At 41.3% G+C, this 26,656-nt stretch carries 28 protein-coding genes and 1 tRNA gene; 14 read left to right on the top strand and 15 right to left on the bottom strand.

The annotated features are described in order from the left end of the window. Positions 1-133: 133 nt before the first annotated feature. The 4 genes from N6H18_RS07640 (at position 134) to N6H18_RS07625 (ending at position 4,334) form a co-directional block, all read left to right on the top strand. Positions 134-1,204: a fatty acid desaturase family protein gene (locus tag N6H18_RS07640; protein WP_262311245.1), complete on the top strand. Its 1,071-nt coding sequence runs from the start codon at positions 134-136 to the stop codon at positions 1,202-1,204. Positions 1,205-1,275: 71 nt separating this feature from the next. Next, positions 1,276-1,461: a hypothetical protein gene (locus tag N6H18_RS07635; protein ID WP_262311244.1), complete on the top strand. Its 186-nt coding sequence runs from the start codon at positions 1,276-1,278 to the stop codon at positions 1,459-1,461. A 504-nt stretch (positions 1,462-1,965) separates the two neighbouring features. Next, on the top strand, positions 1,966-3,708 hold the full coding sequence (locus tag N6H18_RS07630) for a tetratricopeptide repeat protein (protein WP_262311243.1): 1,743 nt from the start codon (positions 1,966-1,968) through the stop codon (positions 3,706-3,708). Between the two features lie 122 nt (positions 3,709-3,830). Next, positions 3,831-4,334, top strand: coding sequence for a hypothetical protein (locus tag N6H18_RS07625; RefSeq protein ID WP_262311242.1), 504 nt, complete (start codon positions 3,831-3,833; stop codon positions 4,332-4,334). A 3-nt stretch (positions 4,335-4,337) separates the two neighbouring features. Here N6H18_RS07625 and N6H18_RS07620 read toward each other — a convergent pair whose 3' ends face one another. From N6H18_RS07620 to N6H18_RS07605, 4 genes are all read right to left on the bottom strand, one after another. Continuing rightward, the gene (locus tag N6H18_RS07620) at positions 4,338-5,627 is read right to left on the bottom strand and encodes a hypothetical protein (protein ID WP_262311241.1); all 1,290 of its coding nucleotides are present in this window, start codon (positions 5,625-5,627) and stop codon (positions 4,338-4,340) included. Next, on the bottom strand, positions 5,611-6,609 hold the full coding sequence (locus tag N6H18_RS07615) for a Kelch repeat-containing protein (protein WP_262311240.1): 999 nt from the start codon (positions 6,607-6,609) through the stop codon (positions 5,611-5,613). Before N6H18_RS07615 ends, N6H18_RS07620 begins: the two co-directional genes overlap by 17 nt. Continuing rightward, positions 6,606-7,931, bottom strand: a complete 1,326-nt coding sequence (locus tag N6H18_RS07610) for a DUF4270 domain-containing protein (RefSeq protein ID WP_262311239.1) — start codon at positions 7,929-7,931, stop codon at positions 6,606-6,608. The genes N6H18_RS07615 and N6H18_RS07610 overlap by 4 nt, the downstream gene beginning before the upstream one ends. Before the next feature lie 264 nt (positions 7,932-8,195). Next, on the bottom strand, positions 8,196-9,989 hold the full coding sequence (locus tag N6H18_RS07605) for an ABC transporter ATP-binding protein (protein WP_262311238.1): 1,794 nt from the start codon (positions 9,987-9,989) through the stop codon (positions 8,196-8,198). A 193-nt stretch (positions 9,990-10,182) separates the two neighbouring features. On the opposite strand from N6H18_RS07605, the gene N6H18_RS07600 reads away from it, so the two are divergent. The 7 genes from N6H18_RS07600 (at position 10,183) to coaE (ending at position 15,341) form a co-directional block, all read left to right on the top strand. Next, positions 10,183-11,286: a Glu/Leu/Phe/Val dehydrogenase dimerization domain-containing protein gene (locus tag N6H18_RS07600; RefSeq protein WP_262311237.1), complete on the top strand. Its 1,104-nt coding sequence runs from the start codon at positions 10,183-10,185 to the stop codon at positions 11,284-11,286. A gap of 54 nt (positions 11,287-11,340) precedes the next feature. After that, positions 11,341-12,450, top strand: coding sequence for a transcription antitermination factor NusB (nusB, locus tag N6H18_RS07595; RefSeq protein ID WP_262311236.1), 1,110 nt, complete (start codon positions 11,341-11,343; stop codon positions 12,448-12,450). A gap of 1 nt (position 12,451) precedes the next feature. Next, complete coding sequence (locus tag N6H18_RS07590; RefSeq protein ID WP_262311235.1) at positions 12,452-12,763, top strand: YtxH domain-containing protein; 312 nt, start codon at positions 12,452-12,454, stop codon at positions 12,761-12,763. Positions 12,764-12,930: 167 nt separating this feature from the next. Next, entirely contained in the window at positions 12,931-13,464 is a 534-nt protein-coding gene (locus tag N6H18_RS07585) for a DUF1573 domain-containing protein (RefSeq protein ID WP_262311234.1), read from the top strand. Positions 13,465-13,497: 33 nt separating this feature from the next. Continuing rightward, complete coding sequence (gene yajC, locus N6H18_RS07580; RefSeq protein WP_262311233.1) at positions 13,498-13,809, top strand: preprotein translocase subunit YajC; 312 nt, start codon at positions 13,498-13,500, stop codon at positions 13,807-13,809. Between the two features lie 6 nt (positions 13,810-13,815). Then, positions 13,816-14,766 (top strand): YbbR-like domain-containing protein, encoded by a 951-nt coding sequence (locus N6H18_RS07575; protein WP_262311232.1) that lies wholly within the window; start codon positions 13,816-13,818, stop codon positions 14,764-14,766. Beyond that, complete coding sequence (gene coaE / locus N6H18_RS07570; protein ID WP_262311231.1) at positions 14,763-15,341, top strand: dephospho-CoA kinase; 579 nt, start codon at positions 14,763-14,765, stop codon at positions 15,339-15,341. The genes N6H18_RS07575 and coaE overlap by 4 nt, the downstream gene beginning before the upstream one ends. Positions 15,342-15,708: 367 nt before the next feature. Here coaE and N6H18_RS07565 read toward each other — a convergent pair whose 3' ends face one another. From N6H18_RS07565 to N6H18_RS07545, 5 genes are all read right to left on the bottom strand, one after another. Continuing rightward, entirely contained in the window at positions 15,709-17,553 is a 1,845-nt protein-coding gene (locus N6H18_RS07565; protein ID WP_262311230.1) for an ATP-binding protein, read from the bottom strand. Positions 17,554-17,663: 110 nt separating this feature from the next. Next, positions 17,664-18,044 carry a hypothetical protein gene (locus N6H18_RS07560; protein ID WP_262311229.1) on the bottom strand — a complete coding sequence of 127 codons (381 nt, stop codon included), beginning with the start codon at positions 18,042-18,044 and terminating at the stop codon, positions 17,664-17,666. Positions 18,045-18,404: 360 nt separating this feature from the next. Further along, the gene (locus N6H18_RS07555) at positions 18,405-19,124 is read right to left on the bottom strand and encodes a hypothetical protein (protein ID WP_262311228.1); all 720 of its coding nucleotides are present in this window, start codon (positions 19,122-19,124) and stop codon (positions 18,405-18,407) included. A gap of 39 nt (positions 19,125-19,163) precedes the next feature. Next, positions 19,164-19,955 (bottom strand): (Fe-S)-binding protein, encoded by a 792-nt coding sequence (locus tag N6H18_RS07550; RefSeq protein WP_262311227.1) that lies wholly within the window; start codon positions 19,953-19,955, stop codon positions 19,164-19,166. Positions 19,956-19,959: 4 nt separating this feature from the next. Beyond that, on the bottom strand, positions 19,960-21,270 hold the full coding sequence (locus N6H18_RS07545; RefSeq protein WP_262311226.1) for a (Fe-S)-binding protein: 1,311 nt from the start codon (positions 21,268-21,270) through the stop codon (positions 19,960-19,962). A gap of 85 nt (positions 21,271-21,355) precedes the next feature. Here N6H18_RS07545 and N6H18_RS07540 point away from each other — a divergent pair. Beyond that, a tRNA-Phe gene (locus N6H18_RS07540) sits at positions 21,356-21,428 on the top strand. A 182-nt stretch (positions 21,429-21,610) separates the two neighbouring features. On the opposite strand, the gene N6H18_RS07535 is transcribed toward N6H18_RS07540, so the two are convergent. The 3 genes from N6H18_RS07535 to N6H18_RS07525 are packed head-to-tail and all read right to left on the bottom strand — an operon-like array spanning position 21,611 to position 22,795. After that, positions 21,611-21,988: a YccF domain-containing protein gene (locus N6H18_RS07535; RefSeq protein WP_262311225.1), complete on the bottom strand. Its 378-nt coding sequence runs from the start codon at positions 21,986-21,988 to the stop codon at positions 21,611-21,613. Positions 21,989-22,019: 31 nt separating this feature from the next. Beyond that, the gene (locus N6H18_RS07530) at positions 22,020-22,574 is read right to left on the bottom strand and encodes a GNAT family N-acetyltransferase (RefSeq protein ID WP_262311224.1); all 555 of its coding nucleotides are present in this window, start codon (positions 22,572-22,574) and stop codon (positions 22,020-22,022) included. Further along, positions 22,571-22,795, bottom strand: a complete 225-nt coding sequence (locus N6H18_RS07525; RefSeq protein ID WP_262311223.1) for a hypothetical protein — start codon at positions 22,793-22,795, stop codon at positions 22,571-22,573. The genes N6H18_RS07530 and N6H18_RS07525 overlap by 4 nt, the downstream gene beginning before the upstream one ends. A 113-nt stretch (positions 22,796-22,908) precedes the next feature. On the opposite strand from N6H18_RS07525, the gene N6H18_RS07520 reads away from it, so the two are divergent. Further along, positions 22,909-23,502, top strand: coding sequence for an HAD family hydrolase (locus N6H18_RS07520; protein ID WP_262311222.1), 594 nt, complete (start codon positions 22,909-22,911; stop codon positions 23,500-23,502). 49 nt (positions 23,503-23,551) lie between these two features. Further along, positions 23,552-24,616: a DUF4421 domain-containing protein gene (locus N6H18_RS07515; protein ID WP_262311221.1), complete on the top strand. Its 1,065-nt coding sequence runs from the start codon at positions 23,552-23,554 to the stop codon at positions 24,614-24,616. On the opposite strand, the gene N6H18_RS07510 is transcribed toward N6H18_RS07515, so the two are convergent. The 3 genes from N6H18_RS07510 to N6H18_RS07500 all read right to left on the bottom strand — a co-directional run bounded on the left by N6H18_RS07510 (position 24,600) and on the right by N6H18_RS07500 (position 26,647). Then, positions 24,600-25,073, bottom strand: a complete 474-nt coding sequence (locus N6H18_RS07510; protein WP_262311220.1) for a hypothetical protein — start codon at positions 25,071-25,073, stop codon at positions 24,600-24,602. The genes N6H18_RS07515 and N6H18_RS07510 overlap by 17 nt on opposite strands. Then, the gene (locus N6H18_RS07505) at positions 25,074-25,400 is read right to left on the bottom strand and encodes a Dabb family protein (protein WP_262311219.1); all 327 of its coding nucleotides are present in this window, start codon (positions 25,398-25,400) and stop codon (positions 25,074-25,076) included. It lies immediately after the preceding gene. 77 nt (positions 25,401-25,477) lie between these two features. Further along, the gene (locus N6H18_RS07500) at positions 25,478-26,647 is read right to left on the bottom strand and encodes a hypothetical protein (protein ID WP_262311218.1); all 1,170 of its coding nucleotides are present in this window, start codon (positions 26,645-26,647) and stop codon (positions 25,478-25,480) included. Between the last annotated feature and the right edge of the window lie 9 nt (positions 26,648-26,656).

Raw genomic sequence — 26,656 nt, 5'->3', positions numbered from 1 at the left:
ATAGGCTTTTCCATCAATGGGAATGCCGATATTTACGACTACTTTTCAAAAACTGTCGTCACTGCACTTGTCGTGTCATACATCAAAATTGATCGGTAACAGAAAACAATATTCTTACCCAAAACATAGTGCAATGCAGAAGTACTCATTCGACACCAGTACCAACTCATTCTTCAACATACTCAGGAAAAAAGTAGACAACTATTTTACGGTTGAAAATCTAAAACCATCTGGTGATGGTAAGTTGTACTACAAAGGGATTCTGCTGGTGCTTTCTGCGATAGCCTTGTACGTCGTACTGGTTTTCTTTACACCGATACCTGTTGTATCTGTTGTGCTTTGTATGATTTTGGGATTGAATCTAGCATTGATTGGTTTCAACGTGATGCACGAAGGTAGCCATCAGAGTTTTTCTCAGTACTCATGGATCAATAAGATCTCTGCCTACTTTCTCAATATCCTGGGAGGGAACTCATATTACTGGGGTATCAAACACAACATCAACCACCACACCTTTACCAATATCGAAGGTTTGGATTCTGATATTGATGTCAAACCATTTATGAGACTACATGAGGGACAGCCTAGACGATTTTACCACAAATTTCAACATATCTATTGGGTAGTACTCTATGGTATTTCTTATCTGGCTTGGATTTTTTACGAGGATTTCGAAAAATACTTTAGTGGTAGAATTGCTCCCGTCACCAAAACCAAAAAAATGACTTTGAAGCAGCACGCCATTTTTTGGTTTACTAAAATCATGTACATGTGTGTTTATATGGTAGTTCCGATTTTGGTTTTGGGTTGGTTGCCTTGGCTGATCGGGTTCAGTATCATCACTGTCACCTGTGGATTGATCATCAGTACGGTGTTCCAACTGGCGCATGTAGTAGAAGACACCAATTTTCACGCAATAGACAATCAGGAAGAAGAAAGTAAAATAGAGTGGGCAATCCATCAATTGAGAAGTACTGCCAATTTTGCAACTACCAATAAGACACTTCATTGGATGCTGGGTGGTTTAAATTTCCAGATTGAACACCATCTCTTTCCTCGTATCAGCCACGTACATTATCCTACAATCAGCAGATTGGTCAAAGAAACTTGTGAAGAATTCAACATCACATACAATGAGTACAATACCATGCTCAAAGCCATCAGTTCGCATTTGATGCATCTGCGTACGCTGGGAAGGGCATAAAAATTTGCTCAAACAGCAAATTCATTGACAATCAATGAATTAATTATCAATCTAGATTGTACCTTAGCCATATGACGAATATTCGAAGTTGGAGAGAGTTGAAAATATTACTCAAATGGAAATTTCCCGTCCTAAGTGACGAGGATTTTCTACATGATGAAGAAAACAAAGAAACGGTCCTCGTACAATTGAGCAACAAACTCAACAAATCACGCAACGAGCTGGATTTGATTCTTTCTGATCTTCAAAATTATTGATCCGCTCAAACAAAACACATAGAGATCCCTTTGATTGCTACTAGAGCAACAAGCTATTTTTTTCTCCACAACTAATTATCGAATTGGGAGAAAAAATACCCCTTCATCATCCACTAAATCCTAAATAAAAAAATTAGATCAGAAGGCTACTACTCTCGACCCTAAAATATACCGCACAGTATTTTAGGTGAGTCCCGATAGCCAAAGAGCTCTTCACTCTCTAAGTGTTGATAGAAATCTATGATTGTGCGATACAGGACGGAAATATTTTCACAACTTGTTAAAGTGTTAAGCTAATGATTCAGTTATCATTTCTTAACTTTAGGAAATGATTGAGATGGCTAAATTGAATTACCAATCCCTACCTGTAGCAGCCGTTAGAGTTTTATAAAATCTCGTTGATAAAACTTCTATATTCTAATCTTCTTAATATTAAATACCAATATGATAAAATATGTTGGAGCATGTTTGGTGAGCTGTATAATTACACTCTCAACCTTACCGTTGTGTGCAGAAGCAAACAAACTAGACAGCCTCAAAAATATACTTGAGCAGACAACGGATGAGTTCGTCTCAGCTAACATTCTCAACCTCCTTGCGGACAAACTCTATCGAAACCATACGGATACTGCTCTCATCTATGCAAATAGAGCTTTAGAAATATCTAGAAAAATTGGATATCCTCTTGGACAAGCAAATGCATACAGAAGAATAGGGATGATTTATTCCAAAAGAGATGAATTTAAGAGTGCAGAAAAATACCTCAATCAAGCCCTTGTCAGCTTTCAATCCTTGAATGAAGATATAAAAACTGCACAAACCTATAACAACCTTGCCTCTGTTTATCGAAACATGGGGAAATACGCAGTGGCATTTGACCACCATATGAAAGCACTAAGAATCTCCGAAAAAGAAGAAAATAAAGCTTTGAAGGCTATTATTCATAACAACATAGGTGTTCTCTTTAAGACAATGGGAGAATATGACAGTGCTATCAACCATTACTTTCAAGCACTTGAAATCCGAATTTTGTTAAAAGACTCTTCCAGTATAGGAGGATCCTATACCAACATTGGTTTGATCAAGTTGAACCTTGGCGATTACAAAGAAGCCGAATCATATTTGACCAAAGCACTGGATTTAGACATCAAGCAAAACGACATTTGGGGAATTGCCAATAATTATGAAAATATGGGGATGCTACACATGCAAACTGGCAATCTTGATCAAGCCGAGGCAGATTTTGAAAAAGCCATCGTAAGTTTTAGGCAGCAAAAAACTTTGGGAGACATGGCTGGCTCACTGAATCTTTTAGGAAAAACCTTGATCTTAAAAAAGGATTATAACAGAGCGATGCTCTATCTAAAAGAAGCAAAGTCTCTTTATGATCAACAAGGATACCTATTAGGGCAATCTCAAGTATTGACTAATATTGCCTCATGCTATCTGGAAATGAACAATCCTCATCAAGCACTCTCGGAAGCAAAACAAGCATTACAAATAGCTCAAGAAATAGGTCTTCTCAAAGAGGCTGTCAGTGCTGCGGAAATACTCTACCATATCTATGGCAACAGTGCAGATGGTAGGAATTTGTATGAATATGCACAACTATACCTCAACTTGAAAGACAGCCTATTCGCACAGCAGAGGTTAGAGTACATTGCTCAACTGGAATCTCGAAGACAACTCACAGAAATAGAACAAAGCAATTACCTACTCACCAAAGAAAACCAATTGCGACAAAAGGAATTGGAAGCCTCCAATCTGAAAATCCAACGCCAAAACACTATCCAGTATGCGCTGGTTGTCTGTTTGATTTTCGCCTTTATCGCAGTGACTTTATGGTATTTGTATTACATCAAGAAAATCAGAACCATCCGTCTGTTGCGACACCTCAATACCGAAATACATGGCCAGAAAGAAAAGATTTCTAATCAAGCAGATGAACTGCAGCGAGTCAATTCGGAAATGAAAAAAATGAATGAATCACTTGAGAATCTGGTAGAAGAAAGAACTCGAAAAATAGAATCCCAAAACAAGAAACTCAAAGAATATGCCTTTTCTAATTCTCATGAAGTGCGTGCCCCACTAGCTAACCTATTAGGCCTTATTAGCATCTCCAAAACAGACGGAATAACCCGACAAGACCATGAAGAAGTAATCGATAAGATTCATCTTTCTGCCAAAAGTCTTGATGAAGTAATCACAAGGATGAATAAATTACTAGAAGAAGAAAATTTGACTTAACACATTTAGATATTTTATTTCCCGATTTCAAAGTTCAATCTGACTGCAAGTACCTAATTTAGCCCACATGATGAACTGTACGCTACGTGAACTTTAATACAAAAAAATATCTCTATTGGACTATGTCGCTTCTCTCCTTGACAGGAATAGCCATGTCTATCTATTTTTTTATGGGTGGGTTTGATCCATTGGTGACAGCTCGCTCGACCAACAATGTCTATAGCATCGCTGGCAAGTTTGTACATGGTCATAGAATGCATCAAGTGGAAAGTAAACTATTTGTAGAAATCCGAGACTTGATCCAAAATGGAAAATTGAATGGTGATCTATGCTTGATCGATTATAGACCAGACACACTGGAGGATGGTGAAATCAATCGCTTCATCGGCATACTCTTGGGAGATGATGTGTCGGCAATTCCTGCTGGTTTCAAAGTCATCGAGTTGCAATCCCATGCTACTTACAAAGCCGCCTTGTCTATGCATCCATTAGTCATGCCCAATTCCCAAAAAGTCGAAACAGCTTTGAGAAAACATGCTGCCACCTATGGTGACAGCTTGCAAAATTTCAGCATGGAAATATTCTACCCTGACAATTCCATCCTTGTAGAGATGTTTGCAGAATAGTTGTTAATTGAACTTTCGCTGCTGGAACCATCGGTTTCTAATCGTCAAATTGATAGAAATCTCATTAGTAGATTCATAGATCAGATTGTTTTGCACAGTTCCATTCAGCTTTCGTTGGTATGCGACATTTACAGCACTCCCTGTCCTCAAGGGCATACTCAATCCACCAGTGATTCCATATTGAGAAAATGTCGTCCCATCGATCTTCAAATAAGAATTTTCGGTATATCCGCCTATTCGATAACTCACCCTACTCATATAAGACTCACTTGCACGATTAGGTGTCAGTTCCAACCCCAAAGAATAGCGCCATGTATCATTCAAATCATTTTCATAGTCAGGTATATGCGCTTGACTCCATTGATTATACTCCACGTCTCCTGCCAGCAATATTTTTTCCGTATTCACAGAAAAGCCAAAACCATATTTTCGAGGCAATACATAGTCATCCGTACTTTCTTGATCTTCATATATCAAATCAACTTCTCCGCTGGTCGTGTTTTGAGATGTAATCTGTGAACTAGTACTTCCCTTCAATGTATTCTCGTTTTTGAAGATGAGACCAAAATTGACATCAAATTTGGGTCTTTGGATTCGATAATTCAAACTGTACTCAGCATAGACGTCCTTGATGTTTACTTGGTCTGAGATATAAAATTGCTGTGAATTTTGACTACTGGCAGCCCATTCTGTATGCTCAATATTCCCAAAGACAAAGGCCAGTTTCAATCCCAAGGACAGGTTATCAACAATCGAATATCCGTTGGAAAAATAAAACTCATTGAGTCCTCCACTGCCCTGATGCAATACACTGTAATCACTGGACTGAAATGAGTTGACATCCCTTTGATTGATATTGTATCCAACATTACTGTACTGACCTAGACCTACTATACTGCTCCATTTATTTCCAATTTTGAACCAAAAATTGAAGTTAGAAATTCCTCCGTACGATCCATTTTCGGACGCATCATCCGTTTTGTAATTGGTACTGGCATAATAAAACCCAATGTTGGTCATGTGATTAAAATAGTACCCCAACTGATCATTGGCAGCTGGATTGACCAAATTCACATCGTATTTAGATGACAGACCTATCGAAGCATAGCCCATTCCTCTGGATTGCACAGAGGTCGTCTGATTCAGCTCTCCAATCCCAAACATAGAATAAACTGACCCAGATGCATTTTGCCCAAACGAGTGAAAAGAAACCAACAGGAGAACCAAACCTAGCAAAATAGTTATTTTACTAGGTTTCAATTCAACGCTCGCCCTATCAATCATCCTCGTCATAGGTTTCAGTTGGTACAAATTCCCAAATATCATCCCAACGAGAAGAACCGCTCTGACCCAAAGCTACAAATGCACGTCCATTGATCGTAAATGCCACCGCACCCGTTCTACCTGTACCTTCAAATGCCGTCTTTTCTGTCCATACACCACTACCAGGGGTATATTCCCAAGTTGTATTCTGGTTGGATCCCAGCGAGCCTACTGTCACATAACCTTTGCCATCCAAAACAAAGGCAACACCATCCTCTCTTAGAATCGCATCTTGATCATCATCATCTTCGTTTACATCTTCCAATTGACTCCAGCCAGCTTCAGATGGATCAAATGCCAAAAGGTCAGCTTCATAAAGCCCATTGTTGCTACCCGTACAGACATAGGTATAAGAATCTATGACGAAAGAAACCGCTCCCTTTCTCTTCTCCCCCGTGAGACTGACGATTTGAGTCCACTCTCCAGACGCCGGGTCCAATCGCCAAAAATCTTTCAAATGACTCCCGTCATACCCAGTCCCTACATAGCCATATCCTCCAGTAGCAAAACCCACAGCCTTATATCGGGCACTACCGCCAAAATCAGCCAGCTGAGTCCATGTGTCTGTCGCACTATTGTATTCCCAAGTATCACCTAGCTCTTCCACAAGCTCATCGTCATTGTATCCTGTCGTGACATAGCCTTTGTCTCCGATCGAAAAAGCCACCGCACCTGATCTAGCAACTCCAGGAAATTCAGCCGCCTTTTGCCAATAGTTTTGATCTGGATCATAGGTCCAAAAATCAGTGAGATAATCATCTCCATCAAAACCCAAACCTATATAAGCCTTATCTCCTATCACAAAGGACACTGCTCCTGATCTACCTACCCCATCAAATGAAGACCTTTTGATCCAGTTGCCTTCTTCTACAGTAGAGTCCTCTTCTGTAGTACACGACATCATGAGCCCAAACAGGGCAATTGAAATCCATATTCCTATCTTACTTTTCATTGTTTGATTTTTACTACGTTTAACTTGATTATGCTTTTTTCTTTGTCACTATGTTGGTCTGCCAGGATGAGATGATCCAATGTTCCAAAAAATTGCTCTGTTTCAAACCTGAGCAAAATTCCATCTTCGTTGATGACAGTATTTAGTGCGATTTGCTCTTCTACAAAATCTGTGATATCTATCGTATATGATCGGCCATAACCATATTCTGAATCCACACTCAGCGTGTAAGGCAGGTCATAGACTGCCAAAAAATCATTGTTTTTATCTACTCGGTACACCGATAGATTTTGAAGCATGTAGGTCTCTTCGGGAATTTCGTTTTCTATCATGAGCACTAGCTCTACCTTATCCAAAAGCAGCTCGTCATCTCCTGACAAGATGTTCCTGATATGGGGCAAATCTATCCTAACTGCCCTGCCGATTCCTGATTGTACATAGCTTTGATTATTGGTCAACTCGGATGACAATCGATCTTCGGAATCCAAAGTCAAAAACGCTTCATTGTATGTAGATGCAACCAAGTGATTGAAATATATATCATCAACACTTGTATTGAATTCTAAGGTTTGCTCCTCAGAGTCCTCGTCGGATCGATCGTCATAGTATATTTTCAAAGAAGGGCTAATTGTGAAGCCTAATATGCAATGAGCATCTTTAGAGACAATTTTGAAGCCCTTGAGGTAATCTTTAAAATCGCTCGCAGCGATTTCACCATCAGCCAGAAAATTAAAAATCTCTAACCCCCGTTCTGTCAATAAATCTATCTCAATAGAGTCTTTTTGTGTAGGTTTAGGATAGAAAGACGTAGTTCCATAAATGATAGGCTGGCCTGAGAAGTCTGTCTTGGTCCCAAAAGATGAAGAGTTATACAAATATCCATCCTCATCGAGCTCCAGATCCTCCGACAATTCCTGTACTTCCAGAGTCATCAGCTTCGTCGTATCTCCATAGTAATAATCATCAAAATAGAGTGTCATAGTCACCCTAGAATAATCAAAACGGGAGCCCGTTGGAAAATCTGTAAGCACATCTCCTCCCAATTGAAAATACGTTTCGGCAGACATCTCTCCCAAGTCCTCCTGTACTGCCTCACCGACCAAAAGTCTAACTGGAGCATTGGTGATTACACTATCCAATTGCACAGTGGACATCTCCATGGTGAGTGTATCCCATGTCACCAATTCGAAAGAAACCTCATCAAAAAAATCCGAGCCAATCTCAGGATCTACCTGCGAGCAACCACTCATCGTAGACAACCAAATCCCCGCCAAAGCAACCAGTGTCAACCAGACAAAAACAATTGGTTTTCGTTTTTTCATTCTCATCCAAATCATCATTCGTGTTTGAAACAGAAATTCAGATCAGTCTCTCAAAGTTGTATGTGAGACAAAAGAAAAACGAAAAGTAGGGAGAATACCAACAAAAAAGCTGGATCAATAATGGTGAAATATTCTAATTGGAATGATAGTAAAAATCACCCCTTAATGAACAAAAAAGGCACTTTATCAACCATTCTCCATCAAATGCATCCCACGACCCAGGGCATAAAAGGCAAATGTTCAGGATTGAAAAATAATTGTGAATTAAAATTCAGAGACGCTCTCTTCTCCTTGAATTTGCTTGTCGTAGAGACTTTTGTAGATGCCATTTTGGGAGATGAGCTCTTGATGGCTGCCTTGTTCTTTAATCATCCCATCGTCCAAAACAATGATTTTGTCAGCCAGTTGTGCACTGGATACCCGGTGCGAAATGATCACCGTTGTCTTGTCGACCATGATCCTTTTCATGCTGTTGAGGATACTATTTTCAGTCTTGGTGTCGACCGCTGACAGACAATCGTCAAATATCAATATCTTGGGAGATCTAGCTATCGCGCGCGCTATTGAGACACGCTGTTTTTGCCCTCCTGACAGGGTAATTCCACGTTCTCCTAGTACCGTATCCATCCCTTCAGGAAACCGTGACATGTTCTCGGTCAGATCGGCATGATCAGCAGCTTCCATGATTTGTTCGTCCGTAATTTGTGAGTTACCAAACGCAATATTTGCCTTGATACTTTCGGAGAATAAAAACACATCTTGAGGCACATAACCGATCGCCCTTCGAATGTTAGGGATATGAAAATCTTTGATCGAAATACCGTCCAAACGCACCTCTCCTGTCGTCGCATCATACATCCTACAGATCAAATTGGCAATGGTGCTTTTGCCCGAACCCGTCGTCCCGATGATCGCAATCGATTGCCCTGATGAAACTTCAAATGAGATATCCTTCAATGCTTGGATTCCAGAGTCTGGATAAGTAAAACTAACATGGCTGAATTTCAAATCCCCTGTAATCTCCTTTTGGATATTTTTCTCTGAGATGATGTCATTTTTTACTTCCAAAAATTCATTGATACGCTTTTGTGACGCAGCAGCACTTTGGATAATGCTCGTGATCCATCCCAAAGATGTCACAGGCCATGTCAACATATTCACATAAATAATAAATTCAGCAATGTTACCAGTACTCAATTCTCCTTTCAATACGCCTGTCGACCCGACATACACTGTCAAAATCACACTGAGTCCAATCAAACTCATAATCAGTGGGAAAAACAAAGCCTGTACAAAAGCTAAGCGCAAAGATTTTTTCTTGTAATCATCACTCGCTGCGTTAAATGACTTATCGTAATCCATTTCTCGGACAAACGATTTGATCACACGGATACCAGAAAATGCTTCCTGCACAAAAGTCGATAGACCTGACTGGCTTCTTTGGATTTCTTCAGAACGCTGATTGATGATGTTGTTGACAAAATAGATGCTGAACGACAAAAAAGGGAGAGGAATCAATGAATACAGTGTCAGTTCCACATCGATAGACAACATGAAAGGAATCATGATGATAAACATCGTGGCTAGGTTAATTCCATACATGATCGCTGGACCTATGTACATCCGCACCTTGCTCACATCTTCAGAAATCCTGTTCATCAGGTCACCCGTGTTGTTGCGGCGATAAAAACTCAACGGCAGAGTTTGGTAGTGCTCATAAATCTCGTTTTTAAGATCGAATTCCACCAATCGTGACATCACAATAATAGTCTGCCTCATAAAGAACATAAAAACACCTTTGAGCAGTGCAGAAGCTATGATAATGGCAGCAAACACGAAAATACTCAGGATGAAAGAATCATAAGTCGTCTGTTGAAGATTGAGCCCGTCAAACAGGTTGTGCAACTGATAGCTCTCCTGAATCAGATCGAATGAATGTCGTACGATTACCGCAGGTACCACCCCAAACAAATTGGCAATGATGATGAAGACAGTGCCCAGCAGCAGATGATACTTGTATTTCAGGAGGTATTTATTGATGTGCGCGAGATCTCTCATTCAATCGACTCTGTATGTTTTTTGTCAGAATTGCAATATTACGAATCAAACGGTATTGTTTTTGGAAAGTTGGCCTGTTATATTGAGAGAAACATAAGGATAACATTAATACCGAACCCCAGCGCAAATTCTGACCAAAAAACGTCTAAATTTGCGTCCGTAATTTTTAACCCATAAAAATTCGATACCCAAAATGATAGAATTGACAGAAGCTACGCACAAAGAAACTGTCTCCATTTTCACAGAAATAGAAGACATGAATCATGAGCAAGTCGTACTTTGCCATGACAAAGAAACAGGTTTGAAAGCAATCATCGCCATTCACAACACTGTGCTAGGCCCAGCTATGGGCGGCACCAGGATGTGGAATTATGCTACTGATCAAGAGGCCCTGACCGATGCGCTCAGATTGTCCAGAGGCATGACCCTAAAAAACTCCATCGCTGGACTAAATATCGGAGGTGGCAAAGCTGTCATCATCGGAGATGCCTCCAAAATCAAAAATGAAGCATTGATGAGACGTTTTGGCAAGTTTGTCCATAGTGTCAGTGGCCGATACTATACCGCCGAAGATGTCAATATGACTACTCGCGACATGGAGTACATTCGGATGGAAACTCCCTACGTCACGGGGCTACCAGAGTATGTAGGTGGAGCAGGCGACCCATCACCATACACCGCATACGGTGTGTATATGGGCATGAAGGCTGCTGCTAAAGAAGCCTATGGTTTGGACTCCCTGACTGGGAAAAAAGTATTGGTGCAAGGCACAGGCAATGTGGGTATCAACTTGATTGACCTGCTCATCAAAGAAGGTGCGCTAGTCACAATCTCTGATATATTCGAAGACAAAATCAAACGAGTCACTGACAGATACAAGGTAGAAATCATCGCTCCCGATCAAGTCGCTGGAGCCAATGTAGACATCTACGCTCCTTGTGCCTTGGGAGGCACGCTCAACCATGATAGCATCGCATTGCTACATTGTGACATTGTTGCAGGAGCTGCCAACAATCAATTACTCCACGAAATCTCGGACGGTCAAGCACTCGTAGACAAAGGAATATTGTACGCACCAGACTTCTTGATCAACGGAGGTGGGATCACCAACGTATATTACGAATATGCAGGCAATCATAGCAGAGAAAGAGTAATGGCACAGACGGAATTGATCTACGATACGACTTTGAGAGTTTTTGAGATGAGTCAAAAATCAGCACAAACTCCTCATCAATCGGCCATAAAAATTGCAGAAGACAGAATTAAATCAATAGGTAATATTAAATTACCCTCATAAATCATTCGGGGATAGGATACAATGCTCAACAGACGTTCTTTACGTATCAAGGGAATGCAAGCCATATTTGCATATCTCACAGCCAAAGAGGCAGATTACAATATTTGTAAACAAAAAGCGCAAGATCAATTCTTGCCAGACCTCAACTCTATGGAGGTTCAGGACAAGAAGATGCTCAGCCAAGACAGAGAGACTACTGGCAAGGTCTTCGACCAAGTCAATCAGGGAGGTTTCGATAGTATAGGCGAAGACATCAAACCTGACATCATCAAAGAAGTCAAGCACTTTCGTCGTGATTGGCAAAACAGACTGCCAGAGAACAAAATTCATTTCAAAAAAAGAATGATTGCTGACTTGTCTGCCATCTATGATGACTACATCAAACTGCTCTCATTGATCATCGAAATCGAAGAACTCATAGATGCCCAAAAAAGAAAAAAAGGGATAGAGCACAACAACTTCAAGAAAAATATCATTATCACTGCTCTCAAAAAATACGAGCCTTTTCAGAATGAAAAGTCTCGAAAGAATATTTCTTGGGACAGCGACCTGATTCGTGCTTGGCACAAGGAGTATATCAAAAGCCAAGAATTCTACGAAGAGTATGATAACCTCTCTCAGGCCAAATATGAAGATGATTTGGAACTATGTCTCGACATCTATAAAAACGTCATATTCAAACATGACAACATCAATGATTATTTTGAGTCCCTGGATATAGGATGGACAGAAGACAAGCCGATCCTAAAAAGCATGGTGCTCAAAACCATCAAATCCATAGAAAAAGAAGGAGATGAACCGTTGCTGATGGAATTATCCAAAAACTGGGAGGAAGATTTAGATTTCCTCAAAGAATTGTATGACTTGACCATCGACAATGAAGAAGAGCTATCCGTACTGATCAAGGAGAAATCTCAAAACTGGGAAATCGATAGAGTGGCACTCACAGATCGAATCATACTGGAGATGGCGATAGCTGAAATGACACATTTTCCATCGATCCCCGTAAAGGTGACTATCAACGAGTATATCGAACTGTCAAAACAGTACAGTACTCCGAAAAGTAAACAGTTTGTAAATGGCTTGCTTGATGTACTTTCTGTAGATTTACAAGAGCAAGGTCGCATTAAAAAGAGTGGAAGAGGACTTTTAGATAACAAATAATATGAGCAACAATTCAAATTCACTATTCGCATTTATCATTGGAGCTGCTACAGGCGCAGTCTTGGGAGTATTATATGCTCCAGACAAGGGAGAAAATACCCGAGACAAACTCAGTTACCAGCTAGATAAATATAGAAAAAAATTAGATGTAGCCATTCAGGAGTTCATAGATGGCAAAGAGTTGACTGACAATCACGCCAAAACCGAAGGACAAAAGATCGTCAAAGACGCCAAAGAAAAAGCCGAAAGACTCCTCGATGATGTCAACGGACTAATTAGTCAAATCAAAGGAGAGGAAGTTTCACCAAAATAAAACATGCCCAGCTTGTTAAGGGCTTGTTAACAAGTCCGCTGAGTTACAACCATTCGGTTGACTTTATTACATTTGTTCGATATTTGATCAATTAAAAAATTATGGATTGTGAGACTCTGACACTCAGTCACAGATTTCACACTTTAATCAACACAATTTTTATTAAAATGAAAAACATAACATTATTATCAGCCACCATCGCTGTATTGGGATTGGCAGTAGCAGGATGCTCTAATTCAGATTTGGAAAGCAGAGTAACAAGACTAGAAGGCCGAGTGGCAGAACTAGAAGGAAAAGGTGTGGCAAACACCAGAGCAACTGCTACAACTCAGCCAGCAGCTACCAACGAACCTGAAATGAAACCTGATGGTCCGTTACCCGTGTTTACTTTTACAGAAGAAGACTATGATTTTGGAAAAATAAATGAAGGTGATGAGGTAGAGCACGTATTCCAGTTCACAAACACTGGAGATGCTCCATTGATCATCTCTGATGCCAAAGGGTCATGCGGATGTACTGTACCAGAATGGCCAAAAGAACCAATTGGCATTGGTGAAAAAGGTCAAATCAAAGTCAAATTCAACAGTAGCAAAAAGCCTGGTATCCAAAACAAAACCGTTACTATCACTGCCAATACTTTTCCTAAACAATCTAGGATCAAAATCAAGGCAGACGTAACTCCAGCTGCATCAGCAGAATAAGACAAACGAAAACAATCTTATACAGATCAATAAATGCTAAATCTAATATTATTACAAGCAGCTGCTAGTGGCACTGATTATACGCAATACATCATGCTAGGTGTGATGGCTGTAGTTTTCTACATGTTCTTCATCAGACCACAGCAGAAAAAACAAAAAGATCAGAAAAAATTCACTGAAGAAGTGAAAAAAGGAGATCAAGCTGTAACCATCGGTGGAATCCATGGCAAAATCGTAGAAATTACTGATTCTACCATCACTTTGGATATCGACAGAGGTACCAAGTTGGTGATAGAAAAAAGTTCAATCTCCATGGAATTGAGTAAAAAAGCCAATCAAGCCTAATTACATATGGGTTTCTTTAGGTTTTTTGCACCTGGATTAAGAAAAAATTGGAAGGTAGTCCTACTCTCAGTATTGGGAGCGGCTACCTTCTGGTTTTTCAACGCCATGAACAAAAACTACGATACCCGCCTAGATTATCCAATCAATTACCTATTCAAAAGAGACAGTGTAGTGGTGGTAGAGCCCCTCACCCAAAACGTAAAGATTGTGGTATCCAGTGGTGGATGGAACCTCCTACGCAAAACCTTGCGCATCAATGCTCGCCCTATCCAAGTTAGACTAGACAACCCGACAGAAATCCGTTTCTTGACACGTGCTAGTCTCATACCCATGATTTCTGATCAACTGGACGGATTGAAGCTGACCTATGTAGTCACAGACACCATATTTTTTCACATAGAAGAAAAAGTAATCAAAAGGCTGCCCATCATGATAGACAGCATCAATGTCCCTCTCAAAGAAAGCTATAGAATCACCTCTCCTATCAAAATAGCCAATGACTCTGTGACCTTCACAGGACCAAGATCACTGATGACACAACTCTCCAGCCCCGTTTTGCTGGCATTCAAAGACAAAAACATCTCCAGCAACTATGACGAAGAACTCGGATATCAGACCGAAAAAATCATCACAGCTGAACCCAAAGAAACAAATATTCAGTTTTCGGTCTCAAGATTCCTCTACAAGGATGTGACCATACCTATCGAGTTCTTGAATTTCCCGGTGGACTCATCCATCGTGCCAAGGCAAAAAGACATCAAAATATATTACACCATCAATGAGAAGGAAGTGGATGAGGTATTAAAATCGGATTTTAGTGTGACGGTGGACTACAGCATGCTCAATAAGCGTGACTCTACAATTTCTCCCATCCTGATGTACGCGCATGAGAAAGCGTTGGACATTGTATTGGCTACTGACTATATCAAGGTAGAATACCAAGACAAAAGACCATGAAAAAAATAGGTGTCACGGGCGGCATAGGATCTGGCAAAAGTACGGTTTGCGAAATCTTCCGTTCGCTGGGGATTCCAACCTATGATGCTGATACCCGAGCCAAAGCGCTCATGAACGAAAACCCTCTCATCAAAACCCAGATCATCGCTGCTTTTGGTGAAGAGGCCTATCAAGATGGTGTACTGAACCGAGCCTACCTCGCTGACCAGGTATTCACCAAGGGAGAAAACACACAAGTGCTCAACTCCATTGTACATCCTGCAGTTGGGAAAGATTTTGAAGCCTGGGCTAGTGAGCAAAACAGCCCTTATGTCATCAAAGAAGCAGCTCTACTCATAGAGTCTGGTTCTTACCAAAGCTTGGACGCCTTGATCAATGTCACCTCACCGATGGAGATCCGTATCGCCAGAATCAAAAAAAGAGACAGTTTCCGCAGCGAAGAAGAAATCAAAGGCATCATCAACAAACAACTCTCCGACGAAGAGCGCAACCGCATCGCCGACTACATCCTCCACAACGACGAACAGCAATTGCTCATACCGCAAGTATTGGCACTGCACGAGAAATTCTTGTGAGATATAGCATTCGGTAACTCTCAGCGATCTTTCGTTAGTGGTGAACTACCCGTCGTGAATAACCAGCGAGTCGTAGTGAATACTTAGCGAGAAATAGCCAATGACTAACGAACCTTAGTGATACAATAACGAGTCTTAGCCAATGCCTAGCGAGTCGTAGTGAATGATCAACGAGTCATAGTCGATGATTAGCGAGTCTTAGTGATACAATAACGAGTCGTAGTGGATGGTCAGCGAGTTTTAGTCGATGGTTAGCGAACCCCGTAACTCAACATGGGTTCTAAAATCTTGACACCTAATGTCAGATATCGTTTTGTAGAAATAAAAACCCTCTACAAAAAAACTTTCAACTTTCAACTTTCAACTTTCAACTTTCAACTTTCTCAACAAACAACGGCAGATAGACCCTAAACTCTGTGCCTTTGCCCTCCTCGCTATCTACCTCGATACGGCCTTTGTTGAGTGCGATGAACTCTTGGACGAGATTCAATCCCAGACCTACACCTTTCTCTCCCTTGGTGCCCCAGCGCTTCCTTGAGCCCTCGAAACCAAAAAGCGTCTCCATCTTGTCCTGCGGGATACCGATACCTGTGTCTCGCACGCATATGACTGCCATGTCATCGACTTGATCGACACTGAGCGTCACCTCACCTCCCTCTGGTGTAAACTTCAGTGAGTTACTCAGGAGATTTCTGATGATGGTGGTGGCGGAGTTTTGATCTACATACAGCATATACTCGGACCAGACCTCCTCTGTCATGTTGATCTTCTTGGCCTTAGCGGAGTTGCTCAGTACCCTGAGGGAGGGATTGCAGATATCCTCCAGACTGACCTCCTCAGGATTGTAAGGAAAATGCCCCTGCTGACTCATCGCCCAGTCAAGCAGATTGTCCAAGAGAGATGACAGTTCATATGAAGAGTCTTCTAAAATCCCCCCAATCCGTTGAAGCTCATCATATTCGCCACTCTCGATGTACATCTGGATCAAACTGGCTACCCCACTGAAATTGGAAACCGGCCCACGCAAATCATGTGAAATGATAGAGAAGAAACGATCCTTGGTCATATTGAGTCTCTCTAGCTCGTCGCGCTGATCCTCAATCAATTGTCTATTTTCTCTGATAACCTCTACAGTTCGTACTTTGAGTCGGTAGAGCTTGTAGAGCACAAAGGTCAAGATCAATAGCAAGGTGACCACCGCTACTGCCGACCAGATGAAGATTCGGTTGATGTAGGCCTCTTGGTTGAGCAAGTCAACTTCCTTTTGCTTGAGGTCTATCTCTGCTTGCTTTTGTCCGACCTCAAACTCCGTACGGAGATCCGCCATCTTGCGGATGGTCTCTTCGTTGTTGATGCTGTCGCGGTAGGTGATGTATTGGCTCTGGTAGTAGTAGGCTTGTTCGTATTTCTTTTGGCTGCTGTATAGCTCAGAGAGCTGGAGGCTGGCGTCTCGGATTCTCTCTTTCAGTCCGTCCTGCTGTGCATAGGACAGGGCACTGTGCAAGTACCTCTCTGCGGTAATTTTGTCTCCCTTTTGGACATAGATGTTGGCCATCTCAATCTCAAACTCCGTGATGGCATAAGAGTCCTCTAGTTCCTTTAATATTTTGATTGCTTCATTCAATTGCTCTTCTGCCTCCTTGGTTTTTCCTTGCTTGGCATAGACCAGACCTGCGTTCCCTAGGTTATAGGCTTTGCCCAATACATAATTCTTTCTCTCATAAATACTTCCAGATTCTTCATAATGAAGCAATGCACTGTCATACTGATCAATCAAATAATACCCATATCCCGTATTCATTAAAGCTGCGGCCAAGGAAATTGAATCTGCAGTTTCTCGCAAAACTGAAATAGCCTGTTTCCTATACTTGATCCCTTTTTCATGATCATTATTATTCGCATAAATGGCACCAATAGATAAAAGTGCAGTACCAAGCCCTCCCTGATAGTTTATTTTCTTAGCAGCTTCAGCACTCTTGAAGTAAGCAGCTATCGCGTGATCCAAATTTCCCTGTAATCTCAAAGCATTCCCTTTTTGCACATATCCATGAACTAGCCAGTAATTCGTGCTGTCATTATTTAAATCTTGCGCCTTAACTATTAATATTTCCGAATATTTCAAAAGTTCTTCTGGATCCGTCTCATAAGCAGCAATACTTTCCAGAATTCTAAATACAGACTTGTAGTTTCCTTCTTCAAGTCTGTATTTCAAACTGTCCGATATAGATTGATTTTGGCCAAAGACAGAAAAAAATGGCAAAACAAAAAGACCTATAATTAAATAGGTCCATGATTGAAAACAATTTTGAGATTGAAAAATCATTAAGCTGGTCGTACCCTGATTTCAGGATCCAAAGTATAAGTAGTCCCACCAACTGAAAACTGGACATTAAATGCTTCTGTACCATCTACAGCACCTACTGTACCTTTCCAACTAGGCGACGAAGGTGTGGTACTAAACAAGTTGGACTGCCCTGGTTTCGCTTCGATTGCTATCAAGCTCATCACCGTGACATTGTCACTGGCACTGATATGAAAAATCACTGTATCTCCTTCCTTAGCATTGATCTGAAAGTTAGTTGCTCCCGTATCGTCTGGATCCAGATTAGAATCATACAATAAACAAGCTGCCTCTGGTGATGTATTAGGGTCTGAGGGTAATAAGGTGGGGTCTACCACCAACGTGACATGAATTGTCGACATAATAATTAGTTAATTAAGTTAAAAAAATAAACAAGTAGTTTATCTCGAGCTGCACTCTAATATTAGTCAATGCTCTCCATATAACAAAGTGATTTGAGTCATGAATGGGTTAATTAAAAACCCTAACAGGGTTTAGGGTAGCTGTAATAATTATATCTATTCTCTGAGAAACAACATCTTGATTCAGACAGTTGTTTTTTTCTTGGTGTTAACAACCCTGTTAGGGTTATCTGCAAACCCATGCCTACACTTTGATAAAGCGATGCTTATAGAATGGAAAGTTGTAAGCATAAAAAATATTTCTATGCTTATAAAAATAATTCCTATAGGCATAGAAAAAAATCCGATAAGCATCGGATGTTAGGGTTCCTGTTCTAAACTGAATAATGAATTGGCAGCCCCTGCGCCAAATACAATGTCCTTCATGCTGTAGGAAACTTTGTTGTAGTCATCGATCCGCTTTTCGAAGGAGTACGGCAGTACAAAACCTCCAAGATTCTTGTAGTTGGCATAGAATAGTTCGTAGGCAACCTTTTCGCTCTTCTCATCAAACACTACATACTTGTAGATCATGTGTGTCTGCTGATCTAGATAGAAATCCACAAAGTAGTTGTCATAAAACGTCAAGCGTAACTTGGCATATCGCTGCCCCGCTATCTGAGGAAACCCCATCGAGCTGATCTCATGATCGGGCAGACTTCCGAGCTGTAAGGGCGAACCAATGGCAGATTCTATCTCAAGCACTGCCTGTTCCTGGACCGATAGATCCCGAATCGAATCTTCCAGCCAGCCCTCCAGGACTTGCCCATACTCCCCATCAAATACCGCAACGTAACGAAAACCTTTGACCTCTGTCTCTTTGCGGATCTTGTTGGGGCGCTTTTTAGTGATCTGGTAGATGCGGGTATTGCCCGACCCATCTCGCTCGATCATTTCTATATGCACGGAACGCATGGGTGCCAAAGATTCTTCTCCCACCGCAGCAAAATGTCGCTGCAGCACTTCTTCCACACTCTGCGCATGACCAGACCCGCTGATCAAAAGCAGACATCCCAAAAACAAAATTAGCTTCGAACCCATGATCCGAAGCTAATAAAAAATATTGTCTAAAAAGAGTCCCTAGCCCATAGACTCCTGTATCAGCTCCGCAATGTCTTTGACTTTGACATCTTGTTCCTTCTCTTTGTTCTTGACGCCATCGGACATCATAGTCATGCAAAATGGACAAGCTGCAGCAATCACTTTTGCACCTGTATCTAGTGCCTCCTCGGTACGTGCGATGTTGATTTCTTTGTTACCCTTCTCAGCATCTTTGAACATCTGTCCTCCGCCAGCACCACAGCAGAGACCTTTGGTCTTGCAGCGTTTCATCTCAACCAGATCCGCATCCAGAGATTTAAGCAGCTCTCTTGGCGCTTCGTACACACCATTGGCTCTGCCGAGATAGCAGGAGTCGTGGTAAGTGATTTTCTGACCTTTGTAGTCTCCACCTGCTATTTTCAAGCGACCATTGTTGAGCATCTCTTGGAGGAAAGTCGTGTGATGAATCACTTCATAATTGCCTCCTAAGTCTGGATATTCATTTTTCAGGGTATTGAAACAATGAGGGCAAGCTGTCACTATTTTCTTGACTTGGTACATATCCAACAATTGGATGTTGGACATGGCTTGCATCTGGAAAAGAAACTCATTGCCTGCACGGCGAGCAGGATCGCCAGTGCAGCTTTCCTCTGGCCCCAGCACAGCGAAATTCACGCCCAGATGATTCAATATTTTTGTAAAGGCAATCGTCACTCTTTTGTATCTATCGTCAAATGACCCAGCACAGCCCACCCAAAACAGGATTTCGGGACTCTCGCCTTTGGATTGAAGTTCTGCTACTGTAGGTGCTTTTATCGTCGTTTCGCTCATCTTCTTATTTCTTTTCGTTGTTTAATTCCTCCGCCCACTTGAACCTATCGCTAGGCGCAAATTTCCACGGTGCAAAATTGGTTTCTATGTTGGCAAACATGGCGTTCCATGAGGCAGGTGACCCAGATTCCTCCATCGCTACATAGCGTTTCATCTCTAGGATAATCGCCAGCGGATCGATATTGATCGGGCAAGCTTCTGTACAAGCATTGCAACTGGTACAAGCATTGATTTCCTCTTTGGTGATGTAATCTCCCAACAAAGATTTTCCTTCTCCTTTGCCCTGACCGATCTCTTCGATTCGATCCCGGGTGTCCATCATGATCTTGCGAGGTGACAAAGTCTTGCCCGTGAGGTTAGCGGGACACTCTGCGGTGCATCTACCACACTCGGTGCAGGTATAGGACTCCATGAGACTCTTCCAACTCAGATCTGGTGCATCCTTCGCTCCAAACCTACCGATCTCCTCAGGGTTGGCAGGTGCTGCCTCTACAGGCAACCCAAGCATGGATTTCACCTCGTTGGTCACAGCATCCATGTTTTGAATCTTGCCTTTGGCATTCAAATTAGAATAGTAGGTATTTGGGAAGGCCAAAAAGATATGGAGGTGCTTAGAATAGGTCACATACAACGCAAACGCCATGATGCCCACGATATGGAACCACCAAGCAGCCCGCTCAGTAAACACCAAAAGACCCGTCCCGAAAAGATTAAATATAGGAATCAAAGAAGAGGAGATTAGAAGCCTACCTGTGTCATGATACCCCTCCACACCCCGAGCCTGCAAGACCTGATCCGCAGCGTTCATTTTAAAAATCGCCATCATCAAGGCAATCTCAATAATCAAAATCAAATTGCCATCCATCGCAGGCCAGCCTTTCATCTCTGGCTTGGTAAAACGTGGCACTTTGATCACGTTTCTCCTAATCAAGAAAGTTACACAACTAATCAAAACGCCCAAAGCCAAGAACTCAAAGAAGTTCATCGCGACATTGTAAAATGAACCAAGGTATGGAGCAAAGGTTCGATGAGTTCCTAGTAGGCCATCAATCATAAACTCCATTACTTCCAAATTGATCACCAAGAACCCCACATAGATCAACAAGTGTAAAAATGCAGGGATCGGTTTCTTAAACATCTTCTGTTGGCCAAATGCAACCAACAACATGGACTTCCATCTGGCAGCAGGTTGATCAGAGCGATCCAATGGTTTTCCTCGGAGGATATTGCCTCTGATTTGTCGTATTCTCTTGACTATCAAATAGGTCGGGATAGCCATCACTACGACAAAAATTACTTGAGTGATCAGGGTCATAAAAATTGTTATTTTTTATTTTCAAATATTGTTCAATTCGTTTGCAGCCTTGCTAAACTTTTATACTTTTGTGCCTCGTTAACGGGGTGATGTAGCTCAGTTGGTAGAGCATCGGACTGAAAATCCGTGAGTCGGTGGTTCGAATCCACTCATCACCACACCTCATTAACAGAAGGGTTTCTCAACAGAAACCCTTTTTTTATGCCTTCTAAAGTACAAAAGAATCCACAAAATAAAGTATGCGCGCATACTTTATTTTGTAGAAAGACTCTCCAGACACAAAAAAAGTCCTGCATTGACAGAACTCTTGACTCGGTTAAATTACTATTGAATCCATGTATCATCTTCTATCCACTACCTCCCTACCAAAGGGAGTCAAAGCCAAAGAGGCTAATTTGAAATGCTGCTTGGCAAAAGGTAGGCCGATGATCGTAATGGCAAAGAGAATCCCAAAACCTAAATGAGATAGGCAAATCCAGATACCGCCAACAAAGAACCACAAAATATTCATGATGATGGACAGACAACCTACCGATTGAGGCACTTCTCTGATTTCACTCCCAAAAGGCCAAAGGGCAAGCATCGCTAGTTTCAAAGTTTGAATCCCAAAAGGGATGCCGATGATCGTAATCATCATCACAATACTGCTGACCAAATACTCTATGGCAATGAACACTCCTCCAAAAACTAACCAAATAACATTTCCTATTGTTCTCATGCAGCATTAGTATGCAGGCAATATTGATTTATTACAACTTTACCCAATCTTGTCTCACAAGACGATACACAAACACCTGAGACCCCATGTACGCCATTTGCTTTTCTTGTTTCATAGCATTCCGTGATGCTACTTTTTGAGAACTGATATTGTCCACATTGATGATCGCCACTATGGAAGTCGCATCCAGCACGGCAAATCCATAGTCGATAAACATCCTAGCAGCTTCTGTCGCATATCCCTTTCCCCAGTAGTCGTTGAACAGCTGATACCCTAACTCTAATTGAGTCTCTCCGTCCAGTTCTTCTACCAATAGACCACACTGTCCAATCAATAAACCTGAATCCTTTTCGATCAATGCTTGCAAACCGTAAGTTTTGCTCTCATATCGTCTGAGTTGACGCTCCACTGCCAAACGGGCATTTTCTTTGGGTGTGTTTCCTCCAAAATCCAGCAAATACTTTTCTCGACCTCCACTCAAATAATATGCTTCCCAAACGTCAATATCTGCTTTGGTGAGCAATCGTGTGATTAACCTTTCGGATTCCAAACCATCCTTGTAATTGTAAAGCATCTCTTCTATCATCTGGCACAGCTGCAGTTGTAATGAGCTCCGTAGTAATCTCGCAGCTCTTGGATCAATCCTTCTATAGCTTGCTTTCCTACATGCTCTCTCTTTCCCTCGACGATGAGAGGTTCGCTAAGTGCATCGTCCTGCTCTACCCGGTAGGACAAGGACAAATCCCGAAACGGCTTTTCGATGGTTTCAAGTTCGGGATACGATTTTGGAGTCTTGATGATAAACATATCTAGTCAACCTATTGTGATGGAAAAAGATTCACCAAAATAGCCTATTATTTACATTTTCAGTCCTTCATGAGAAATATCTATGCTTTAAGTTTGCCACAAAAAGTAAAGAAATGCAAGCAGTAACGATACCGATACCAGCAGGAATAAAAGGATTAATATTTGATTTGGATGGGACGGTAATTGACTCTATGCCACTGCATCTCAAAGCATACAATTACAGCCTTGAGCCATGGGGAGTTACTTATCCACAAGCTGTCTTCCTGAGTAGAGGTGGTATTCCCACCAAAGACACGATGCTCATGATCGAAGAGGAGCATGGCATTGTGAATTTTGATGTGGAGCTGGCTCTGGAGCGAAAACGAAATTATGTAGATGACAAGCTGGATCAAATCACGCTGATCGAACCTATCATGGATATCGTTCGTGCCTTTCATGGCAAATTGCCCATGGCAGTAGGGACAGGGAGTAATCGAGACACTGTAACACGCATGTTTAATATGTTCGGATTACAAGAATATTTTCATCATGTGGTGACCGCCACCGATGTGACTCATTTCAAACCTCACCCTGAGACCTTTTTGCGCTGCTCGGAATTGATCCAAGTAGATCCCAAAGATTGCATAGTATTCGAGGATGGCAAACCTGGTATGACCGCAGCTAAAACAGCGGGTATGCATGTCATAGATGTAACCCAGTATTTGTAATAACGTTCTCTCGATTTTTCTTTACGGTTTCGTTCTATTAATTTAGAACATGGGCAAAAGAGTATTTTGGCTTTTCTTTATTTCGCTTTGGGGAACAGTGATCACCGAAATGAGAGGACAACCCAACGAATGGAGAGACTCTATTGACTACAACCCCAATTACATCATTGATTATTCTGATCAGTTATCTGTCAGAGGGTTTGCCTCAATTAGGTCAACCGCCATTTCACACCATGATGATTACACAAGAAAGTCCATTACCTACAAACCCAATGAGAATATAAAAATGGGTTTGGGAGCGAGTACTGATTGGTTTTCTCTCAACATTGCATTTAACTGGCCTCTGTTGAATAATGATGATGCGAAATATGGAAAAACTAAGGCCTTAGATATTCAGTCTAATGTTTTCCTTAGATATTTAGCCATTGATTTAGTTCTACAACAATATAAAGGCTATTACATCAGCAACCCTGAATCCTACATTCAACAATACAATCTAACGAATTATCCTCAGCGCCCAGATTTAAAAACAATCAACGCGGGAATTTCTGGTCTATATGTATTCAATCATGAAAATTTTTCTTATCGAGCAGCCTTTACACAAACCGAACGTCAGGTTAAGAGTGCAGGATCATGGGTCAGTGGTATCTTTTTCAACTATTTTACGATGACTGCCGATTCTACTCTAATCCCTAACGAACTAAATGCCAGAGCCAATTATCAAAATGACTTTAGAAACACTGATTACTACAACTTCGGTATTACTGGAGGGTATGCTTACAACTTGGTGGTCTTTAAACGAGTATTCTTGTCGATGACATGCACCTTGGGCATTGGGCCAGAAATAGAGAAAGCAAAATCTACAGATCAAAGGGAACCTTATTCCAATACTGTCTTAGATGAGTTTATTGCGATTCGAGTCGCACTGGGTTATAACGGAACAACTTATTATGGAGGTTTATCTGCGTTTGCCACTTCTTCAGGTGCCAAAGAGAAGGAAGCGGCCTACTTAGAACGGGGTGTAAATAATTTCAAAATTTATTTTGGTAGGCGTTTCATACAGCCCAATTTTTTGGATAAACCAAAAAACAAACTCTTTAAGTCCTTGCTTTAAACTTGTCTAAATACTTACGCATTTTTAGAAGTCGATTCAGCGTCACAATTGACACAGAGAGCGTCAAGAGGATGGTGACTGGAAAATAAATGAACCCAGCAATGTTTCCCTCCACCTCATGAGTCCACATCAGGAATGTAACCATACCTACGACCTGAAACTTGTGTCTCTCTAAAAATGCCTCTACAAAGAAGGCCGTATTCATTTGGTCCTTGAGTCTGACGACATAGAAGATTCGATATGCCACATAGCGCACACCAAAGATGATCAGCAAGAACAATATAAAATACGACTGAGACACCAAAGTCACATTGGTACTGACCTCTATGTATGCACCTACCTGAATGAGAATCAGATACACGATGACGTTGTAGATGGGATTGCCAAAAATAGTCGCGAGAAGCCAAAGTAGACTCCAAGGACTGATCTCTGAAAATTTCTTTTCGAACAAACGCATCTAGAGACTCAAAACATCATAAATCACAACTTTTGTCCAGAGTTCTTTGCACTCTTTGATGAAGTGAAGGTGTGCATCTTCGGTCTGATAAGCATCATGGTCGGCTACAGTCTCAAAAGTCACAATCATCGAGTAGGTATAACTGTTGTCCACCACCGCTCTATCCGTACCAGCTGGCACTCCAAAATGACTAAAGTGTGCGTACCTCGATTCGGCTATGAGTTTCTTGGCTTCTGATTCGAACTTTGCTCGTACAGTGGCGATCTCAGGTTCTTTCAACCAAAACAATACGCTGTGCGAAAAATTCTTCGTTTTATCCTTATTCATACTTTCACCATTTATTTTATTATGCGATAATAAAGTCATTCTTTATAGGAACAAAGATTCTAGCAACAGAAGGTGAGTTAAAAAGAAAAATTCCACTGAACCCTCATTCTATACTCGTCTCCCGTATCTTCAAAATCCACATTGTCCAATCGAGAAAAATCAAAAGTTAGTTTATTGTTGTGTCCAATAAGAAACCAATTGGCTCCAATCGTCCACTCTCTTTGATCTAAAGAGAAATTATCCTGATGCACGACACCTATACGTCCTGCCAATTGCAATGGCTTGGGTATCCAATCCAAAATCTCATTGAGAAAATATCCCCCTTGAATATACCCACCGTGTATTTCCGTGACTTCATCCGATTCATTGTCATAGACATTCTTGAGGTGTGCCTCTGTCATCATCGAAAAACCTTTGTGCTTCAGCATCATCTGAACGGTTGCCTGTCTCAATCGATATTGATTTTTTGTACCTGCTGCAAAACCAAGGAGCTGCCCACCACCTTCACTCGAAAACTGAGTATATCCCGAGGTATTTTCGGCTATAGCTGCCGCCAAAAAACCAGTGACCTTTTGAGATCGTTCGATATCTGCAAAAAACATTTTGGGATTGGTTCGTGAAAAATTCCACTGATACCTAATTGTCCATAGATAGAATCGATTTTCATTATCAGTATTGAGTCCTTCGCCATTATACAGACTGACTTGGTACCTACTAGACCCTCTTTTACCCTCAAATATATCTCCCATAACCATCATTCCGATTTGGCGATCAAATGTAAAAAAACGATTGACCAGCGATCGATCCACCATGAGTTGCTTGTCTGCGGAGACATATCGTTCTGTATTGTAGTTAACTTTCCATTGTCCCAACCTAAACTGCAACTCAGGCATTTTTTTGATTGTCACATCCCAGTTGAGGAATTTATTACTAGGAAAATCATACATCAGATAGTATTCCACATAAGGTTTGAATGCATGTCCTGATACTTTTATTCGAGCTCTCTGAATGTTGAATGAACCGTTGAGGTTATCCTCATCGTCTACATAAAAATCGGGATTGGCTCCAGTCAGGTTGGCGTATCTAAACTGTAGATGCCACTGCATGTTCATTTTATAATAATCTCCATAAGTAAACGACAGTCCCTGGAGTCCATAGTCCACAAGTACTTTGGTGCTATCCTGACCAATGACATAAAAGCCTTGCAAAAGAAAGTACAATACAGTAAGTGTAAAAGCCTGCTTCATTGACATCCA

It is taken from the genome of Reichenbachiella agarivorans, assembly GCF_025502585.1.
GTDB classification, from domain to species: domain Bacteria; phylum Bacteroidota; class Bacteroidia; order Cytophagales; family Cyclobacteriaceae; genus Reichenbachiella; species Reichenbachiella agarivorans.
This window is presented reverse-complemented; position numbering and strand designations above follow the sequence as displayed.

Excerpts from the sequence above, each read along its gene's own strand:
- yajC (WP_262311233.1), top strand. The coding sequence starts at position 13,498 with ATGCTAAATCTAATATTATTACAAGCAGCTGCTAGTGGCACTGATTAT.
- N6H18_RS07635 (WP_262311244.1), top strand. The coding sequence starts at position 1,276 with ATGACGAATATTCGAAGTTGGAGAGAGTTGAAAATATTACTCAAATGG.
- N6H18_RS07620 (WP_262311241.1), bottom strand. The coding sequence starts at position 5,627 with ATGACGAGGATGATTGATAGGGCGAGCGTTGAATTGAAACCTAGTAAA.
- N6H18_RS07600 (WP_262311237.1), top strand. The coding sequence starts at position 10,183 with ATGATAGAATTGACAGAAGCTACGCACAAAGAAACTGTCTCCATTTTC.
- N6H18_RS07575 (WP_262311232.1), top strand. The coding sequence starts at position 13,816 with ATGGGTTTCTTTAGGTTTTTTGCACCTGGATTAAGAAAAAATTGGAAG.
- N6H18_RS07535 (WP_262311225.1), bottom strand. The coding sequence starts at position 21,988 with ATGAGAACAATAGGAAATGTTATTTGGTTAGTTTTTGGAGGAGTGTTC.
- N6H18_RS07510 (WP_262311220.1), bottom strand. The coding sequence starts at position 25,073 with ATGCGTTTGTTCGAAAAGAAATTTTCAGAGATCAGTCCTTGGAGTCTA.
- nusB (WP_262311236.1), top strand. The coding sequence starts at position 11,341 with ATGCAAGCCATATTTGCATATCTCACAGCCAAAGAGGCAGATTACAAT.
- N6H18_RS07590 (WP_262311235.1), top strand. The coding sequence starts at position 12,452 with ATGAGCAACAATTCAAATTCACTATTCGCATTTATCATTGGAGCTGCT.
- N6H18_RS07585 (WP_262311234.1), top strand. The coding sequence starts at position 12,931 with ATGAAAAACATAACATTATTATCAGCCACCATCGCTGTATTGGGATTG.
- N6H18_RS07505 (WP_262311219.1), bottom strand. The coding sequence starts at position 25,400 with ATGAATAAGGATAAAACGAAGAATTTTTCGCACAGCGTATTGTTTTGG.
- N6H18_RS07545 (WP_262311226.1), bottom strand. The coding sequence starts at position 21,270 with ATGACCCTGATCACTCAAGTAATTTTTGTCGTAGTGATGGCTATCCCG.
- N6H18_RS07615 (WP_262311240.1), bottom strand. The coding sequence starts at position 6,609 with ATGAAAAGTAAGATAGGAATATGGATTTCAATTGCCCTGTTTGGGCTC.
- N6H18_RS07530 (WP_262311224.1), bottom strand. The coding sequence starts at position 22,574 with ATGATAGAAGAGATGCTTTACAATTACAAGGATGGTTTGGAATCCGAA.
- N6H18_RS07500 (WP_262311218.1), bottom strand. The coding sequence starts at position 26,647 with ATGAAGCAGGCTTTTACACTTACTGTATTGTACTTTCTTTTGCAAGGC.
- N6H18_RS07525 (WP_262311223.1), bottom strand. The coding sequence starts at position 22,795 with ATGTTTATCATCAAGACTCCAAAATCGTATCCCGAACTTGAAACCATC.
- N6H18_RS07515 (WP_262311221.1), top strand. The coding sequence starts at position 23,552 with ATGGGCAAAAGAGTATTTTGGCTTTTCTTTATTTCGCTTTGGGGAACA.
- N6H18_RS07640 (WP_262311245.1), top strand. The coding sequence starts at position 134 with ATGCAGAAGTACTCATTCGACACCAGTACCAACTCATTCTTCAACATA.
- N6H18_RS07625 (WP_262311242.1), top strand. The coding sequence starts at position 3,831 with ATGTCGCTTCTCTCCTTGACAGGAATAGCCATGTCTATCTATTTTTTT.
- N6H18_RS07560 (WP_262311229.1), bottom strand. The coding sequence starts at position 18,044 with ATGTCGACAATTCATGTCACGTTGGTGGTAGACCCCACCTTATTACCC.
- N6H18_RS07520 (WP_262311222.1), top strand. The coding sequence starts at position 22,909 with ATGCAAGCAGTAACGATACCGATACCAGCAGGAATAAAAGGATTAATA.
- N6H18_RS07550 (WP_262311227.1), bottom strand. The coding sequence starts at position 19,955 with ATGAGCGAAACGACGATAAAAGCACCTACAGTAGCAGAACTTCAATCC.
- coaE (WP_262311231.1), top strand. The coding sequence starts at position 14,763 with ATGAAAAAAATAGGTGTCACGGGCGGCATAGGATCTGGCAAAAGTACG.
- N6H18_RS07610 (WP_262311239.1), bottom strand. The coding sequence starts at position 7,931 with ATGAAAAAACGAAAACCAATTGTTTTTGTCTGGTTGACACTGGTTGCT.
- N6H18_RS07555 (WP_262311228.1), bottom strand. The coding sequence starts at position 19,124 with ATGGGTTCGAAGCTAATTTTGTTTTTGGGATGTCTGCTTTTGATCAGC.
- N6H18_RS07605 (WP_262311238.1), bottom strand. The coding sequence starts at position 9,989 with ATGAGAGATCTCGCGCACATCAATAAATACCTCCTGAAATACAAGTAT.